The following is a 16,249-nucleotide window of genomic DNA, read 5'->3' on the forward strand; positions in this document are numbered from 1 at the left end:
GACTTCTTATCCTATTTTTTTGCAAAAGAAAAACCCGCTAATAAAGCTTAGCGAGTTTTTTCAGTATTATCTTCATGTCCGTTCACTTCAATTTCCGCTTCTTTAGGCCATGTTTTGACATGATCTGTTTCCAAGATCCCCATCGTGACGTCCCCAATATCAGGATCTTCTAAGAGTGTATCACGGACGCGGAATTTGATATCATCTGCATCTGCCAATGTGAACCCTTCTTTTAGTTCAATATAGCTCTCAACATGATATCTTCTTCCTTCTTGAAGAATTCTAAGTTCTTTTATATCCACTACATCCTTATCAGATAGGATGGTTTCAGCAATTCTGTCTTCTACAACCTTTGGTGCAGCTACACCAATCAGACCTCTTGTGTTTTCAATACCGAGTTTAAACGCGACAAACACAAGAAGGATACCAATCAGCAATGTTCCGATTCCATCCAGAATATAAGCACCCGTCAGATCGGCAAGTACAATTGAAACAAGTGCCAATATAGCACCTGAAGTCGCAATCAGATCTTCATAAAAAACAAGACGGGTTGGCGGTGCTGCTAAACTTACATTCTTAAACGACTCTTTTACGATACCAAAACCTGTAGCTTTGCTTCTAGTCTCATGGACGATCTCTTTCATCGCCTTGATCAAAATAAATCCGTCAACTAAGATCGCTAAAATCATAATTCCGATGTTCAGCAGTAAATTCGTTGATGGATGCGGGTCTTGAATCAGTTTCCACCCTTTTAAAATGGTTTCGTAGGCCATAATTGAAACAACTATGACTGCCACTAAAACGAATAAATTAACGACACGGCCAAACCCCGCTGGATATTTATCAGTTGGTTCTTTTTCCGAAAGGGCACTCCCAAAAAAAACAAACGCCTGATTCAAAGCATCTGCTGCCGAGTGAAGTGTTGTCGCAAACATCGCACCACTTCCACTGACTGCGGCTGCAATACCTTTAGCTATAGCGAGTACCGTGTTTCCTAATGCAGCGATTCCGGACGATTTATTTCCCTTTTTAAGTAGATTAATCAAAGGTCTGCCTCCACTCCAGTTATATGTCTTTTTATAAGAATTCCTGAAAACACATGAATTTAAACCACATAAAAAACAGACCGTAAAAAATACGGTCCGCCTTAGATTTGAATATTATGAAACTTTTTCTACTTGATCTCCTTTTGATTCCTTATATCCGCCTTCCCAATACTCAGCATTCTTGATGCCCAGCTTGGTTGAATCGAATACCGGATCAAGTCCAGCTTTCTTTTGCTCTTCATAATCTTTCAGCACTGCCAGAGCTGGCTTAGCCAAAATCAAGATTGCAATTAAGTTCAGCCAAACCATGACACCAAGACCTAAATCTCCAAGTGCCCAAGCAAGATCAGCTGTTTTTACAGCTCCGTAATACGTAGTTCCAAGCAATACAATTTTTAGCAGGAACATCGGAATTCTATTATTACGCCCCCGCATAAGGTACGCAATATTCGTCTCTGCAATATAGTAATAAGCCATAATTGTTGTAAATGCAAAGAAAAATAGTGATACAGCGACAAATCCAGAACCAAAACCAGGAAGTACAGATTCTATGGCTTCTTGTGTAAATGCAGTACCGGCTTCAACCCCAGGAACGTTTTCAACAATAAACTTCCCATCCGCTTCGTTCTGAACATTATACATTCCTGTAAAAAGAATCATAAATGCTGTTGCTGTACATACAAGCCAAGTATCGATGTAAACTGAGAATGCTTGTACTAAACCTTGCTTAGCAGGATGCGATACTTCTGCTGCTGCTGCAGGGTGCGCTCCCGTACCTTGTCCAGCTTCATTTGAATAGATCCCGCGCTTTACGCCCCACATTATTGCAGAACCTACAATTCCGCCAAATGCAGAATCAAAAGAAAATGCACTTCTGAAAATAAGGGAAAGTACTTCAGGTATCTGTGGAACATGGAAAGCTACAATGATTAATGAAACTAGTACGTATCCAATCGCCATGAATGGCACAACATATTGGGCAACATTCGCTATTCGTTTTACACCGCCAAAAATAATGGCAGCTAAAATGATTACTAAGAAGATTCCAGTAACAGCAGGACTAACATTAAATGCATTTTCAAGTCCAGCTGCAATTGAGTTTGACTGAATCCCAGGCATTAATAGAGCCATCGCTGCTAAAGCTGAAACAGCAAAAATTATCCCATACCACTTCCAGCCAATCCCTTTTTCAATATAATACGCAGGACCACCGCGATACTCGCCGTCCTGTTTTACTTTATAAACTTGTGCAAGCGCTGATTCAATAAAAGCACTGGATGCACCGATAAACGCGATCATCCACATCCAAAACACTGCCCCTGGACCCCCAAAACCGATCGCTGTTGCAGTACCGGCAATATTACCTGTCCCTACTCGCCCTGATAATGCAATAGCCAATGCTTGGAATGAAGATACCCCTGCTTTAGAGCTTTTACCTTCCATCATTAATTTAATCATTTCTTTGAAGTGCCTTACTTGCAAAAATCTCGTTAGAATAGAAAATAATAGCCCGACGCCTAAACAAAAATAAATCATCGGCTGACTCCAAAGTATCGCTACAGCATCTCCTACAAATGTTTCAAAGTTGGTCTGAATTGTTGCTAAGAACTCCTTCATGTTTACCCCCTTGAATATTTAACAGAAAATTTATTCTATTCGTAATCATAAGATAAATCATATATGATTACAAATTGTGACAAGAATCACCACTTAGGTATTTCCTATTATGAGATGAAAAGAAAAGAGAATACAAGTTAAAATTCTTTCCAGTATGGACATTTGTATCTTTAGTAGCGTACAAGTTACTAGTTGAATCCCAATAACAGCCATTTTCATAGTAAAATATGATTGAAAATGTTCACATACAAAAAACCAGCTGTTCTGTTCAGCTGGTTTCAATTTATTACATTATGTTTTACTGCGACTTGTTCACTATCGTCTTCAACTTTGATTTTCTGATAATCTGGTTAATTACCTCAGAAAATACAAGTCCTATAGCAATCGATCCTGATATCATAAAAGCTTTTGCTGCTAAATTAATAGCGAGGTTGTAATCATTCTGCACGAAGTTTCGCATCGCATTGTAGGCAATACCGCCTGGAACAAGCGGAATAATACCTGCAACACTGTAAATAATGACAGGTGTTTTATATTTTTTTGCAAAATATTGTGAGGCAATCGCTATGGAAAATGCCGCGATCACTGTCGCCAGCACCATATCAACCCCATTAGCCTCTAAAAGAAAATATAAAATCCAGCCGATCATTCCGACAAGACCGCAATGACATAAAGAGCGTTTCGGCCCATTAAAAATAATAACAAAAGCCGCCGACGCGATAAAACTTGTTATAAGCTGTTCAACAATCGTCATCGTGAACGCTCCTTTCTAAAAGAATGAAAATGTAACAGCAATCCCAGCTCCAATGGCAAACGCAGTAAGGAAAGCGTCTGCACCTTTTGCGAGCCCAGATATCAGGTGCCCAGCCATCAAGTCACGCACTGCATTTGTAATCAATAATCCCGGAACGAGCGGCATCACCGAACCTATTATGATCTTATCCAGCTCTCCGCCAATACCCGTTGAAACAAAAAAGAGAGCTTGCAATCCAATTAACAGGGAAGCCGAAAACTCCGAGAAAAATTTAATCGGTACGAGCTGATGAAAATAAAGAAGTGAAAGGAATCCTAGACCGCCAGTTACGAATGCCGGAAAAAAGTCCCCCCAGCTCCCTTGGAACATGATTAAAAAACAGCCAGACGAAATGGCTGCGGCAAGAACATGGATCCAGAGCGAATACGGAGAACCAGACTCACTGATTTTCTTTAATTCTTTATACGCTTCCTCGATGGTGTACTCACCAGCACTTATTTTACGCGATATTCCGTTAACACTCGCTACTTTTTCTAAGTCGGTTGTACGCTCAATGATCCGAATCAGCTTAGTTTTAGTAGGTTCCGTCCCTTCAACTGAAAAAAGTATACCTGTCGGTGTTACATATGGGTGTGATTGATGGGCACCAAAAGAAGCTGCAATGCGCATCATCGTATCCTCGACACGATACGTTTCCGCTCCGCTTTGCAGCATAATTTTTCCCGCCAGCAAACAAACCGCCATTATGTCGTATGTTTCTTGTCTTTCCATCTCCATTAAGCATACTCTCCAATTTCGTACTTACATTCATTCTGCCCAAAATCGAACCTTTAATATTTTTACAGTTTAACTGATTGGAGTTTAGAGGGCAATGGAGTTGAACAAGTTTGCAAATGTTACTAGAATAAATCTAGAAGTGTGACTTACCATAAACATCAAATAGATAGCTGAAGGCATCTTCTCGTTCAGATTTCTTTCCTATAAAAAAAGCGCTTTTTTCATGCAGTGAAATCGGTAATAATGACAAAATCAATATGGAGCCGCACAAGAAAATCAAACATATGATACCTGATAAAATCACCATGTTTTTTTCCTCCTTTTTCTTTATATGCCGAGCATAATTTATGAAACGCGTTTCAAAGCAAGAAAAACTTTTTTAAAAAAGAAGGTCTGTGTATGGCAAATATAAAAGATATAGCAAAAATGGCCGGAGTATCGGTAACAACCGTTTCACGGGTCATTAACAACTATCCATATGTCAGTGCTGAAAAAGCCGAAGCTGTGAGACAAGCTATGGAGAAATGCAACTATCAGCGGAATATTAATGCGGTGCATTTGAGCAAAGGAAAAACTTTTCTGGTCGGGGTTGTGGTTCCCTTCTCAAACCATCCTTATTTCGGATTGCTTATTGAAGGAATAGCGAATGCAGCATTAAATAATAACTACAAACTTGTTTTAATCCAAACGAATTATGAGGAAGTAAAAGAGATCGAAGCTTTGACTATGTTAAAGGATAAGCAGATTGATGCACTTATCATCTGTTCGAGGATATGCGAATGGAGTGTTATCGAGGATTTTACACAGTACGGGCCGATTGTGCTTTGTGAGGATGCACGAGGAAAAAATGTTTCATCCACTTTCGTTGATCATTATAAAAGTTTTTCTGCTGCCTTACATTATCTTTATCAAAAAGGACATTCCAGGATCGGGTATTGTATTGGAAGACAATCCGGAACGAACAGCGAACAAAGAGATACAGCTTACAAAGACTTTTTAAAGGAAAACTCCTTATCCTGCAATCCCGATTTCATATTTTCAGGGTGTTTTAATTTTGAAGATGGTGAGAGAGTCGTATCAAAATTAAAGCAGCTGAAAGATCGGCCTACCGCTCTCCTTGTTACGAGTGATCAGGTTGCTGCCGGGATTCTAACGTGCTGCAAGGAGCACGGTATTTTTATCCCAGAAGACTTAGCAATAATGGGTTTTGATAACCAGCCGATCTCTAAAGTCATGCATATTACGACTCTGGAAATACCGCTTGTTGAAGTTGGGAAGAAGCTGTTTCATCAGGCAATGGGTGGAGAGAATGTTACACATGAAGAAATTCCCGTTCAATTGATTGAGCGGGAGACGGTTTAGAGGAGGGCTAACTCAAATTAATTGAGTTAGTTCTTTTTTATGAGTTTTACGGTACGTGTTCTTTTATTTATTACACGTTCGCTCAAAAAAGGTCACTTACGCTCAAACATGGCGAGTTACGCTCAGATTAGCTGAGTTACGCTCAAACAGGCTGAGTTACGCTCAAACTGCTTGCCGTTTCACTCTGCAGCCTGCCATTTTCATTTCCATAGCCTACTTAGAGCACTATATTGAGAGGCCGTTATCAAATAAAGAGACCCAAAAGTACAAAAATTACTTTTGGGTCAATCTTTTATTTTAATTTATTTGTACTTTTATTGGTTCAATATTAATCCTGTCATTCTTACTTACAACCTCTGGATAAACCATTAAGTATTTAACGTCTTCTTTAATATTACCCATCTCTGTCTTACTCTGTTTAGTGATTAAACTATTGTTTTTAGTTACTTTTATATCTCCATTACTTCTAAGCTGTACTCTTCTGCCTTTATTGTCGAGCACTTTCATATTTACATGTTCTTCAATACCATCGACTGAATGTATAGAAAGATACTCCAGCGTCGCCGTTGCCTTTCCGATCGATAGCGAAGTTAATTCAATTTTATGTGCACCATCTTTTGATGTTCCTGATGCATCCAATTTTATTTTTTCAACCGGAAGCTGTGTTACCGGAATTTCAAACTTCCAGGTTCCTTTTTTGTTTGCTATAAGATTAAACGTTAATGGCAACGTATAATTCTTTGGCAATTCTTCACCTGGCAATTCAAATTCCATTGCAGCAACATAACTGCCGTCTTTCACTTTTTCAAGTCCGGTTCTCGTGCCTGGAAGCTGTTCTTGATCAATTCCGCTGAATGAATAACCCGCTTCCGGGCTGTGTTCTTTATCCATCGCATCCAACGAGAGGTCTTCTCCTTCAGCTTTAATCGTCACTCCAATAACATTCCCATCATAAAAAGCACTCGTTACAGTAACATCGACCCCGTTACTTGTAGCTTTTTCATTTAATTCTGTTACGAGATTACTCCCGGCTAGCTCTTTTCCGATTTCAAGATTTAGCTGTTCATAGAGCTTTCCGATCAATGGTACGTCAGCTAATACTGTATTAACTGGCGAAAAAACAAATCCTGAAGCTAATACTACAGACGCTGCAGTTCCTGTAACCCACGCAGACATCTTTATTCCGGATTTCACTTTATTTCTGCGTTTCATCTTTCGGCCTGCATTCATGCCATTTTGAATGGCATTCATAATTTCATCTCTTGGTAATTCATCATCATGCTTTCTATCAAACCATTCTTTGCCCATATGATCCCGCTCCTTCCAGTAAACCTCTTAGTTCCGCCTTGGCTCTATGAAGATAAGTTTTTATTGTCCCCTCTGGTTTCTGCATCTTTTCGGCAATCGTTTTTATCGATAGATCATGGAAATAGAATAAGATAATCACCGTTTGATAGTTTTGATCTAAGCTTGAAATAGCATAAGCCAAATCCAGATCCTCTTCAGGGCTGTGGCTAGTACTCTCTGTAAGACTCTCGATAAACGCTTCACCGGTTAACACCGTTTTCCTTTTCTTTTGAAGCACTTCATAAGCTGTACGAATTAATATTTTCACAAGCCACGTACTGAAAAACTTTGGTTCTTTTAATTTATGAATTCCTACAAATGCTCTGCATACTGTTTCCTGCAGCACATCGAGCGCATCTTCCTTGTTCCGGACATAGAGATAAGCCGTTTTGTATAACTTGTCGCTTTCCTGTTTTATCAGCTGTTCAAAGGCTTCATCGTTTCCTTTTATAGCTTTCTTAATTAACCTGATATCTAACAAGTCCTAGCCTCCTTTCACCTATTAGAGGAACTGATCACGGGAAAAGTTTCAAATTTACTCTAATGCGGTTATTCCTTATAAGAATCGGTTAATCCTCCATATTGTAAATTGCAAGTTACGGTACGTGTTCTTTTATTTATTACACGTTCGCTCAAACTTGCCCGAGTTTCGCTTCAAATGCTTGTCGAACCACCCCTAACATGCTGTTTTTCGCTCAAGATGCTTGTCGAACCACCCTTAACCTGCTGATTTTCGCTCAAGTTGCTAGATTATTGGATTTATAAACACAATAAAAAGGCTCAGAAGGGAACAATCACCCTCTTGAGCCACGTTTTTCTTATTTAAGATCAACAAAAAGACTTGAAATTTGCCTTTTTTCCTTAGATTCTGTAATGATCTGCTTTCCAGTTATTAATCGCTTGTTTAATTTCTTTTGGTTTCATGTTTTCTGCAGCAGCTCTTTCTGCTAATCCTGGAAACTCGTTATCTGGTGCGAAACGCAATGCCACAATCTGTCCTGGTGTTAGCTTCGCATCCAAAAGCTTGCCTGTTAACACATAATAACGCAGGTTCTCTTCAGCACGAATCGCACGGTCTTGTGCTTTTAACGGGTACAAGCGCAATAAGGCAAAAGTAACCGCCAAGCTCAGTGACATCACCATTAAAAGTACCCCTAAAAAAGTATCCTCCGCTTTAAACAGATAAACGATACTTGCAATTAGTCCCCCAACTACTAGTAAACTCAATACATAATGATAGATCGGATGCATGCGTGCATGATTTTTATAGTTTTGTGTCTCCATCTTTTCTCCTCTTTCTCTATTAAATTACTCCCACTTAAACGTAAAGCTTGCCGCAATAAACGCTCCAACGAGCCAGCAGCCTAGAATAATAGCTTCCATGCCGAGGTCCATGAATGATGCCCCCACGTTCATCGTTTCCCGAAGTGCATGACTGAGATGTGCAATCGGCAGAATCTGCACGATCGGCTGAAGAAACTCCGGCATATCTTTTATCGGGAAAAACACCCCGCCCAAGAACAGCATCGGAAAGGACAGGAATCCAGCGATTGGTCCAGCACTCTCAGGAGTTTTCGCGATACCTGCAATAATAAAACCTATAGCCATGAAAGCTAACGTTCCGAGTGTTACGAACGCAATGACCGTAAGCCAAGACCCGCGAACTTCAATTCCGAACGCCGCCCAGGCAACGCCAAGCACGATCATTGCCTGCAAACCGTTCAGCATAAATCGAGCTGTTATTTGAGCTGCAATAAATGTTGATGCCTTCAATGTTGTTCCCTGCATCCTCCGCAAAATTCCGCGCTCGCGCCATGAGGAAATCTGACCGGCCACACCGTTCATGTTGTTGCTCATGATCATCATCGCAACGATTCCAGGCACAAGGAAATCTATGTAACGGAGGTTCAAGGCTTCTACACCTTTAGAATCTGTCACAACAGCAGGCTTGTAATCTACTTGTTTTTTACTAATTGTATCTACCGCATTATTCACGAGCTGCAGACCAACCTGTGAAACGGTTAGATTCGTCTCGTTATAATAGACTGGCAGTTGGAATGGCTCAGCATTCCCGCCTGCATCCACACTCTTGCCATAGCCTTCAGGAATGGTTAAAACTAATTGCAAGTCACCATCTTTCAGCTGTTTTAACATATCCTTTTCATCCGAACTTTTCTCAAGTGAAATCGCTTTGTTTTTCTTCAGTTCCTCCACTAAAACCTTCGACTGCTCACTGTTGTCTTGATCAACTACGGCGACCGTTAAAGAGATGCCATTGCCGTTTCCTAAGAACGCCCCGAGCATAATCATTAAAAATATCGGAAAAGCGAGCGTCCAGAACAATACTTGCCGGTTTCGAAGGAAAATCCGGAGCTGGGCTAAAGTCAGTTGATAGTATGCTCTCATCCTTCTCTTAACCTTCTTCCTGTCATATGAATGAATACATCTTCCAGCGTTGCCGTTCTTGTTTGCAGATCAACCAGTTTCAGCTCTTTTTCAGAAGCTATAGCAATTAAACTCGTAAGCGTATTTTGCAAGTTATCCGTATAAAGAATATGTACATCCTTCTGACTTCCAACCTGTTTAACACCTTCTATTTCAGACAGCACCACATCCGCTTCTTCATCAAAACGGAACTCTACTGCACTATCGGACTGAAGATTCTTCACGAGCTCACTAGGCGTATCGAGAGCAATAAGCTTACCTTGATCCATAATCGCAATTCTGTCACATAAAACATGTGCTTCATCCATGTAATGAGTCGTCAGCACGACCGTTTTACCCCGGTCTTTTAAACGCAAGATAATATCCCAAAGCGTCCGGCGGGCTTGGGGATCCAACCCTGTTGTCGGTTCATCCAAAAAGATAATCTGCGGATCATGAACGAGTGCCAGAGCAATCGCAAGACGCTGCTTCTGACCTCCTGACATTCCCTTAATCCGGCTGTTCTTTTTCTCTGTTAAAAGCATATCCTCAATCAAATCAGGAATCGATATGTGCTCACGATAAAAACTGCCATACAGATGAAGGATTTCTTCAACCGTCAAGAGTTCAAAAAGTGTTGTAGATTGAAGCTGAACCCCAATAACTTCTTTTACTTTATCGAGCTCACGAGTAATATCAAACCCGCCTACAATTGCTGTACCTTCATCTGGTTTACGAAGTCCGACCAGCATTTCAAGTGTCGTTGTTTTTCCAGCACCATTTGGTCCAAGCAGACCGAATACTTCTCCTTTATGTACGGAGAACTCACTGCCATCCACTGCAGTGAAATCTCCATACCGTTTGACCAATCCCTGAACTTTAATAATTTCTTGCTGAGACTCCATTTTTCACACTCCAAACATTAATCACTGCTTTTTGTTTTTACTGCAGCCAAACATATCTTCAAATCTTGACCATAACTGTTTTAAAGCATCCATCCACTCGCATGCGCCATCCATCGAATCTGGTTTTATAGAGTAGTACCGGTAACGCCCCTCTTTCCGCTGCGTTACAAGACCCGCATTCTCTAAAACTTTTAAATGCTTTGAGATCGCAGGCAGCGACATATCAAAAGGCTCTGCTAACTCCTGGACACTCCTTTCTCCCTTTGACAGCTGCTCGATAATACTCCTTCTTGTTGGATCTGACAAAACAGAAAACACATCATTCAAATTTTCAGCATTATATTTAACCATTTGGTTAAGTATAATGCGCGGCAATAGAAGTTGTCAATTTATACCTGTCCTAGCTATACGTGTATTCGATTTTTACAGTAGCAGTAATTTTATTTTCCCCAGGCTGAATCGGGGTTCCAGCTCCTTGTGCCAGTGTTGCTGCTTGAAAAGGAACAGGGCTTGGCGGCAAAGGCTGTGAAAGTTCTTGAACGACGATCGGAACAGGCTGGAGAGTGACTTGCAGAGCTCTCGCCATAGCCACTGCCTTTTGCTGCGCATTTTGAATAGCTGCAGTTAACGCTTGATTATAAAAAGCATCTGGATTCGATACAGTAAACTGAATAGACGAAACAGAATTTGCACCGCTCGCGACAGTTTGATCGATCACCTGACCGGTTTTGCTAATGTCTTTTACAGTTACTTGAAGCTGATGTTCCACCCGATATCCGCGAAATGTCTGCTGACCGTTTTCGTAGTTATACTGCGGTTCAATCCGGTAAGAAGAAGTTTGAATATCCTGCTGAGAAATCCCTAATGACATCAATGCATTAATAACAGCCGATGTCTTAGCAGCATTTTCTTTTTGTGCCATACTTAGATTCATGTTCTCGGTAATTACCCCGATTGTTATCATCGCCTGATCAGGTACAGCTGAAACGGTACCTTCACCTGTAACGGTTAATCGATTTAGTTTTGTTTGGTCATTCGGCTGTCTAAAACCCATATTTTGATACCCCGGCAGACTGTAATACATAGCAAAGCTCCTTTCACTATCTATTCCATAAAAGCTATGCAAGGACAGTGAATAAAAGAAGGCGCAAAAAGACCGCCTCATTCATTTTAGGCGGCCAATTCTAGTATTTACGGTACATGTTCTTTTATTTTATTACACGTTCACGCAAAAGAGGGTGAGTTCCACGCCAAACCGCTCTAGTTTCACGCAAAAAGTATTCCGTTTCACGCAGAATCCTTTGAGTTCCACGCCAACTGTCTTACATTTCACGCGGTGATCCTACTCAACTCGTCTAAAAGGAAAAGCTGAAACAGTATGCCCATTTCGGCCTGTTGTCGTTTCGGCTTGAGATAACGAATTAAGTATGGCTTCTTCTGTTGCTTCTGCAGCAGCCGTGAAGAGTTCGTTCATTATAGGAAGATCTTCTCGCAGCTGCGTGCGTATTTCAGTTTCTTTTTCATTAAAATGAGGGATTTTGTGTGCCGTGGAAAAAGCAATCACGATATCCCCGCTGCCATTGCTGAAGTGGCTGCCTGTTCGTCCAAGTCCAATTCCGCACCGTTTCGCAACTCTTAACAACTGTCTGTCGCTTAATGGGGCATCAGTCGCGAGTACAATCATAATGGAGCCATCACTCGTTTCTGATAACCCCTCTGTTTTTTCACCTTTTGAATGAGAGTATTTAAATTCTTCCCTCTTGCCAAAATTACTGAGTACGAGACATCCTAACGTGTATTTTTCAGATACGACGCGCGAAGATGTTCCAATTCCGCCTTTATAACCAAAGCAGATCATTCCTTTTCCAGCACCGACTGCACCTTCCTCGGCAGCTTCATCCTTCGCCTTCAATATTGCTTCGATTGCATGATCCGGTTTTACAGGAAAATGGCGGATTGAATTCAGATAGCTGTCATTGCACTCTCCTACGACCACGTTCACCGTTCCCGTTGTGTCACCAATCTCAGGGTTTTGCTCCAGCATGTACTGCAACGTTCCTTGCGTAACAGCCGGCACGCCAAACGTGTTGGTCAACATGATGGGCGACTCTAAGACACCTAGTTCATTCAGCTGGACAAGACCTGTCGTTTTACCAAAACCATTGATTATATAGCTTGCAGCTGTAACCTTTTCTTGAAAAAGGTTGCCATCATGAGGCAAAATTGCCGTTACACCTGTGCATGCATACTCTGTATCATTAATCGGATAATCCAGCGTGACATGACCGACCTTCACACCTTCTACATCTGTAATACAGTTTTTCTTCCCTGAAGAAAAAGTTCCAACTATTATTCCTCTGTCTCGAACCTTCATCTATTACACCCCCCATATAATTTTTATGGTATTTTATTTTGGAAGATAGTTTAAGAAGTTTCGATGTGCAAATCCTTTTACTTCGTCTTCTGAATAATGTTTTAAAAGTTCATTAATTAAGTTCTGTGTTTTAGAAGCGTCCTCTAGATCCACGATATGTGAAGCAATCCCGTCAAAATCTGATCCAAGTCCAATCTGCTTCACACCGCCAAGTCCGCAGAAGTGATCGATATGCTTAATTAAATCAGAAATACTGGATGAACCTTCACTTTTTGTAAAAGGAGGGTTATAAACAACGTGAACAATTCCGCCTTTTTGGAACATTTCTTTTGCCATCTCATCAGTCAGGTTGCGTGGATGATCACACAAAGCACGAGAATTTGAATGGCTCGCTAACGGGTATTTCGCGATCTCCATTACGTCCCAAAATGCCCGGTCACATAGGTGGGATACGTCGGTTAGGATTTTATGTTTGTTATTAAACTGCACGATTTCTTTTCCGAATAAGGTCAGTCCTGCGCCACGCGGTTCTTGTGCCCCGTCAGCCGCAAGATTTGCATGATTCCAAGTCAGTCCAATCAGCCGAACGCCAAGCTGGTAAAGAATGTTGAGCTTTGTTAAGTCATCACCGATTGCTTCAACACCTTCAAGCGTCAACAACGCACCGATCTCACCATCTTTTATAGCGGCGAGTTCGCCCCAATCCTTCACATGCTTCATCTCTGGGTTTTTGCCAAGCACTTCACGGTAAAAGTAATCAATCTGGTCTAGTGCAGCCTGAAACTTTTGATCCGATGGAATGAACGGCTCTATGAAAATAGCAAAAAACTGAACTTTCACTTTCCCTTTTTGAAGACGTTCTTTATTTGTTGAAAGCTCAGGAGCATCGGCATATTGCAAATCCCCTTTTGTTTCCCAGAGTTTTAGTAATGCATCACAATGTAAGTCAATGACATTCATGTGTAATCCCACCGTTCATTTGATAATTTTTTAATCATTATAAGGTTAAGGGCAGTTAAATATAATCCCTATCTCATAAAAGAATACGTTTAGTTGAAAATTATTTTTGTTATAATGTAAAGTATACTTTAGTTTACATATAAGGAAAGGCTTGATACGGGATGGAGAATAGTTCTTCTAATTTTATTAAAACAATCATCCAAAGCGATCTGGAATCCGGAAAGCACAAAAAGATAGTTACACGCTTCCCTCCAGAACCTAACGGATATCTTCATATTGGACATGCAAAATCGATCGTCATTAACTTCGGACTCGCAGATGAGTTCGGCGGGGAAACAAACCTGCGTTTTGATGATACAAACCCATTGAAAGAAGATCAAGAATACGTTGATGCTATCAAGAAAGATGTTGAATGGCTAGGGTTCGAATGGGAAAACCTTCGTTATGCATCCGATTACTTTGAAGAAATGTACACGCGCGCTGTACTCCTAATTAAAAAAGGAAAAGCGTACGTTGATGATCTTAACGCTGATGAAATCCGCGAGTACCGCGGGACACTAACTGAGCCTGGCAAAGAAAGTCCTTACCGAAACCGTTCAGTTGAAGAAAACTTAGATCTTTTTGACCGTATGCGTAAAGGCGAGTTCGAAAACGGACAGAAGGTTCTTCGCGCCAAAATCGATATGAGCTCGCCAAACATTAACTTGCGAGACCCGGTAATTTACCGCGTATCTCATGCTACTCACCACAACACTGGTGACACTTGGTGCATCTATCCGATGTATGCGTTCGCTCATCCGATCGAGGATGCAATTGAAGGTGTGACTCACTCGCTCTGTACGACTGAGTTTGAAGACCAGCGCCCTCTTTACAACTGGGTAGTGGAAGAGTGCGAGATGGAAAGCAAGCCTCAGCAAATCGAGTTTGGCCGTTTAGGTCTGATCAACACTGTTATGAGCAAGCGTAAATTAAAACAGCTTGTAGATGAAAGCTATGTTGATGGATGGGATGATCCTCGCATGCCGACAATCTCTGGTTTGCGCCGAAAAGGCTACACACCTGAATCTATCATTGAATTTGTAAAAGCTGTTGGAGTATCAAAAGGTTCTGGTGCTGCCGATACGGCAATGCTTGAACACTTTATCCGTGAAGACTTGAAAGTTAAAGCACCTCGTACGATGGGTATCGTTGATCCGCTCAAAGTGGTAATCACGAACTACCCAGAAGGACAGGTTGAAATGCTGGATGCTGAGATCAACCCAGAGAACGAAGAAATGGGAACGCGCCAGATTCCTTTCTCTCGTGAAATTTATATCGAACGTGAAGACTTTATGGAAGATCCTCCGAAAAAGTACTTCCGTCTCTTCCCTGGAAACGAAGTTCGCTTAAAGCATGCATACTTCATTAAATGCGAAGATTTTATAAAAGATGAAGACGGCAACGTGATTGAGCTTCATTGTACGTATGATGTTGAAACAAAATCAGGCACTGGATTTACTGGCCGTAAAGTAAAAGGAACACTGCACTGGGTTGAAGCTACACAAGCAGTCCCTGCGGAGTTCCGTCTATATGAGCCTTTAATTCTGGATGCAGACATGGAAAACGAAGAAGACAGCGAAGGCAAAACATTCTTGGATTATGTGAACAAAGATTCTCTTATCGTAAAACAAGGATTTATCGAGGCGAACATGAAGGACGCACAACCGCATGACAAGTTCCAGTTCTTCCGCCACGGCTACTTCAACGTAGATCCAAAGCATACAACAGAAGACAAAATCGTATTTAACCAAATCGTTTCGTTGAAGAGTTCCTTTAAGCTTTAATGACATATAAAAAGCAGGTTTCCGTCTGGGAACCTGCTTTTTAATTTGATATAAATAGCTTATTCATATCCAAAATTGAATTTATGATCCTTCAAATTTTTTTATGAGCCTTCATCATTTTTTATGGTCCTTCAAATTTTTTTATGGTCCTTTAAAAAATTTTATGATCCTTCAAATGAATTTATAGGCTTTTCGACAATGTCTGTTCTATCTTGCTGGAGGTCTCTCCCCATACTGCAGCTCACGAATACTTAAGCCAAAATCCATTTCTAGATGAGGATAGTCTTTAAAACCATACCAGTCTCCGCCCCATGAAAAACCCAATTCTTTCCCAATACTCACAACTTCCATCCAGTCCGACTTTCCATTCTTATTATCATCCCGCTCCAAGTCCCACACGACCGTTCCGTCTTTCAACTGAAGTGCAAAATCAATGGCTAGACCGTAATTATGATACGACTCCCCGCCTTCTACATGCGTCACAACAGTTCCTTCCGTACTTCTTCCGCGCGTATAAAGTTCATCCTGTTCTTCCGCTGAACGGAAGTCATCTGTTATCACAATAGTAATACCTTTTTGAGCAGCTATCTGGATCAGCTGATCTCTTTTTTCAGCAACGATTGGATGGATCTCAGTTGGCATGGGAACATTCTTTTTTCTCATTTCATCTATGATTAAAAAAACTAGAAATCCTAACAAAGACACAAATACTACTCTTATTATCCATTTCACCGAAGCAAATCCCCCCAGAATCTAGCATTCTATTTTTATTTTAACGTATGTGTACTGGAAATGTTTCACCCTACTCTATATCTATGAAAAGAAGGCATGAAAAAAGACCAGGTTTGACCCCAGTCTAG

General features: G+C 40.9%; 17 protein-coding genes. 2 read left to right on the forward strand and 15 right to left on the reverse strand.

Annotated elements, in window-relative coordinates:
* Positions 1-47: 47 nt before the first annotated feature.
* From ACFQ4X_RS18250 to ACFQ4X_RS18270, 5 genes are all read right to left on the reverse strand, one after another.
* Entirely contained in the window at positions 48-1,046 is a 999-nt protein-coding gene (locus ACFQ4X_RS18250; RefSeq protein ID WP_379837695.1) for a cation diffusion facilitator family transporter, read from the reverse strand.
* Positions 1,047-1,160: 114 nt separating this feature from the next.
* On the reverse strand, positions 1,161-2,663 hold the full coding sequence (locus ACFQ4X_RS18255; protein ID WP_379837697.1) for an alanine/glycine:cation symporter family protein: 1,503 nt from the start codon (positions 2,661-2,663) through the stop codon (positions 1,161-1,163).
* A gap of 298 nt (positions 2,664-2,961) precedes the next feature.
* On the reverse strand, positions 2,962-3,417 hold the full coding sequence (locus ACFQ4X_RS18260; protein ID WP_379837699.1) for a threonine/serine exporter family protein: 456 nt from the start codon (positions 3,415-3,417) through the stop codon (positions 2,962-2,964).
* A 15-nt stretch (positions 3,418-3,432) separates the two neighbouring features.
* Positions 3,433-4,194, reverse strand: coding sequence for a threonine/serine exporter family protein (locus tag ACFQ4X_RS18265; RefSeq protein ID WP_379837700.1), 762 nt, complete (start codon positions 4,192-4,194; stop codon positions 3,433-3,435).
* A gap of 133 nt (positions 4,195-4,327) precedes the next feature.
* On the reverse strand, positions 4,328-4,501 hold the full coding sequence (locus ACFQ4X_RS18270; protein WP_379837702.1) for a hypothetical protein: 174 nt from the start codon (positions 4,499-4,501) through the stop codon (positions 4,328-4,330).
* 92 nt (positions 4,502-4,593) lie between these two features.
* On the opposite strand from ACFQ4X_RS18270, the gene ACFQ4X_RS18275 reads away from it, so the two are divergent.
* Entirely contained in the window at positions 4,594-5,556 is a 963-nt protein-coding gene (locus tag ACFQ4X_RS18275) for a LacI family DNA-binding transcriptional regulator (RefSeq protein WP_379837704.1), read from the forward strand.
* Positions 5,557-5,853: 297 nt separating this feature from the next.
* Here ACFQ4X_RS18275 and ACFQ4X_RS18280 read toward each other — a convergent pair whose 3' ends face one another.
* The 9 genes from ACFQ4X_RS18280 to ACFQ4X_RS18320 all read right to left on the reverse strand — a co-directional run bounded on the left by ACFQ4X_RS18280 (position 5,854) and on the right by ACFQ4X_RS18320 (position 13,566).
* Complete coding sequence (locus ACFQ4X_RS18280) at positions 5,854-6,864, reverse strand: DUF4179 domain-containing protein (protein ID WP_379837706.1); 1,011 nt, start codon at positions 6,862-6,864, stop codon at positions 5,854-5,856.
* Positions 6,845-7,384, reverse strand: coding sequence for a sigma-70 family RNA polymerase sigma factor (locus ACFQ4X_RS18285; RefSeq protein WP_379837708.1), 540 nt, complete (start codon positions 7,382-7,384; stop codon positions 6,845-6,847). The genes ACFQ4X_RS18280 and ACFQ4X_RS18285 overlap by 20 nt, the downstream gene beginning before the upstream one ends.
* A 380-nt stretch (positions 7,385-7,764) precedes the next feature.
* Positions 7,765-8,187 carry a DUF6526 family protein gene (locus tag ACFQ4X_RS18290; protein ID WP_379837710.1) on the reverse strand — a complete coding sequence of 141 codons (423 nt, stop codon included), beginning with the start codon at positions 8,185-8,187 and terminating at the stop codon, positions 7,765-7,767.
* A gap of 24 nt (positions 8,188-8,211) precedes the next feature.
* The gene (locus ACFQ4X_RS18295) at positions 8,212-9,309 is read right to left on the reverse strand and encodes an ABC transporter permease (RefSeq protein ID WP_379837712.1); all 1,098 of its coding nucleotides are present in this window, start codon (positions 9,307-9,309) and stop codon (positions 8,212-8,214) included.
* A complete protein-coding gene (locus ACFQ4X_RS18300) occupies positions 9,306-10,232 on the reverse strand; it encodes an ABC transporter ATP-binding protein (RefSeq protein ID WP_379837714.1) in 927 nt (308 codons plus the stop codon). Before ACFQ4X_RS18300 ends, ACFQ4X_RS18295 begins: the two co-directional genes overlap by 4 nt.
* A 21-nt stretch (positions 10,233-10,253) precedes the next feature.
* Positions 10,254-10,583, reverse strand: a complete 330-nt coding sequence (locus ACFQ4X_RS18305; protein ID WP_425589405.1) for an ArsR/SmtB family transcription factor — start codon at positions 10,581-10,583, stop codon at positions 10,254-10,256.
* Positions 10,584-10,632: 49 nt separating this feature from the next.
* The gene (locus ACFQ4X_RS18310) at positions 10,633-11,316 is read right to left on the reverse strand and encodes an SIMPL domain-containing protein (RefSeq protein ID WP_379837718.1); all 684 of its coding nucleotides are present in this window, start codon (positions 11,314-11,316) and stop codon (positions 10,633-10,635) included.
* A gap of 258 nt (positions 11,317-11,574) precedes the next feature.
* Positions 11,575-12,606: a P1 family peptidase gene (locus ACFQ4X_RS18315; RefSeq protein ID WP_379837720.1), complete on the reverse strand. Its 1,032-nt coding sequence runs from the start codon at positions 12,604-12,606 to the stop codon at positions 11,575-11,577.
* Positions 12,607-12,639: 33 nt separating this feature from the next.
* Positions 12,640-13,566 carry a dipeptidase gene (locus ACFQ4X_RS18320; protein ID WP_379837722.1) on the reverse strand — a complete coding sequence of 309 codons (927 nt, stop codon included), beginning with the start codon at positions 13,564-13,566 and terminating at the stop codon, positions 12,640-12,642.
* 161 nt (positions 13,567-13,727) lie between these two features.
* Between ACFQ4X_RS18320 and ACFQ4X_RS18325 the strand changes: the two genes are divergently transcribed.
* A complete protein-coding gene (locus ACFQ4X_RS18325; protein WP_379837724.1) occupies positions 13,728-15,389 on the forward strand; it encodes a glutamine--tRNA ligase/YqeY domain fusion protein in 1,662 nt (553 codons plus the stop codon).
* A 207-nt stretch (positions 15,390-15,596) separates the two neighbouring features.
* Here ACFQ4X_RS18325 and ACFQ4X_RS18330 read toward each other — a convergent pair whose 3' ends face one another.
* A complete protein-coding gene (locus ACFQ4X_RS18330) occupies positions 15,597-16,121 on the reverse strand; it encodes a M15 family metallopeptidase (RefSeq protein ID WP_379837726.1) in 525 nt (174 codons plus the stop codon).
* Between the last annotated feature and the right edge of the window lie 128 nt (positions 16,122-16,249).

Source organism: Fictibacillus halophilus (assembly GCF_042680145.1).
GTDB classification, from domain to species: Bacteria; Bacillota; Bacilli; order Bacillales; family Fictibacillaceae; genus Fictibacillus; species Fictibacillus halophilus_A.

Bases quoted from the DNA above. Each gene is read 5' to 3' on its own strand.
- ACFQ4X_RS18255 (WP_379837697.1), bottom strand. From the start codon at position 2,663: ATGAAGGAGTTCTTAGCAACAATTCAGACCAACTTTGAAACATTTGTA.
- ACFQ4X_RS18260 (WP_379837699.1), bottom strand. From the start codon at position 3,417: ATGACGATTGTTGAACAGCTTATAACAAGTTTTATCGCGTCGGCGGCT.
- ACFQ4X_RS18265 (WP_379837700.1), bottom strand. From the start codon at position 4,194: ATGGAGATGGAAAGACAAGAAACATACGACATAATGGCGGTTTGTTTG.
- ACFQ4X_RS18270 (WP_379837702.1), bottom strand. From the start codon at position 4,501: ATGGTGATTTTATCAGGTATCATATGTTTGATTTTCTTGTGCGGCTCC.
- ACFQ4X_RS18275 (WP_379837704.1), top strand. From the start codon at position 4,594: ATGGCAAATATAAAAGATATAGCAAAAATGGCCGGAGTATCGGTAACA.
- ACFQ4X_RS18280 (WP_379837706.1), bottom strand. From the start codon at position 6,864: ATGGGCAAAGAATGGTTTGATAGAAAGCATGATGATGAATTACCAAGA.
- ACFQ4X_RS18290 (WP_379837710.1), bottom strand. From the start codon at position 8,187: ATGGAGACACAAAACTATAAAAATCATGCACGCATGCATCCGATCTAT.
- ACFQ4X_RS18295 (WP_379837712.1), bottom strand. From the start codon at position 9,309: ATGAGAGCATACTATCAACTGACTTTAGCCCAGCTCCGGATTTTCCTT.
- ACFQ4X_RS18300 (WP_379837714.1), bottom strand. From the start codon at position 10,232: ATGGAGTCTCAGCAAGAAATTATTAAAGTTCAGGGATTGGTCAAACGG.
- ACFQ4X_RS18305 (WP_425589405.1), bottom strand. From the start codon at position 10,583: ATGGTTAAATATAATGCTGAAAATTTGAATGATGTGTTTTCTGTTTTG.
- ACFQ4X_RS18310 (WP_379837718.1), bottom strand. From the start codon at position 11,316: ATGTATTACAGTCTGCCGGGGTATCAAAATATGGGTTTTAGACAGCCG.
- ACFQ4X_RS18315 (WP_379837720.1), bottom strand. From the start codon at position 12,606: ATGAAGGTTCGAGACAGAGGAATAATAGTTGGAACTTTTTCTTCAGGG.
- ACFQ4X_RS18320 (WP_379837722.1), bottom strand. From the start codon at position 13,566: ATGAATGTCATTGACTTACATTGTGATGCATTACTAAAACTCTGGGAA.
- ACFQ4X_RS18325 (WP_379837724.1), top strand. From the start codon at position 13,728: ATGGAGAATAGTTCTTCTAATTTTATTAAAACAATCATCCAAAGCGAT.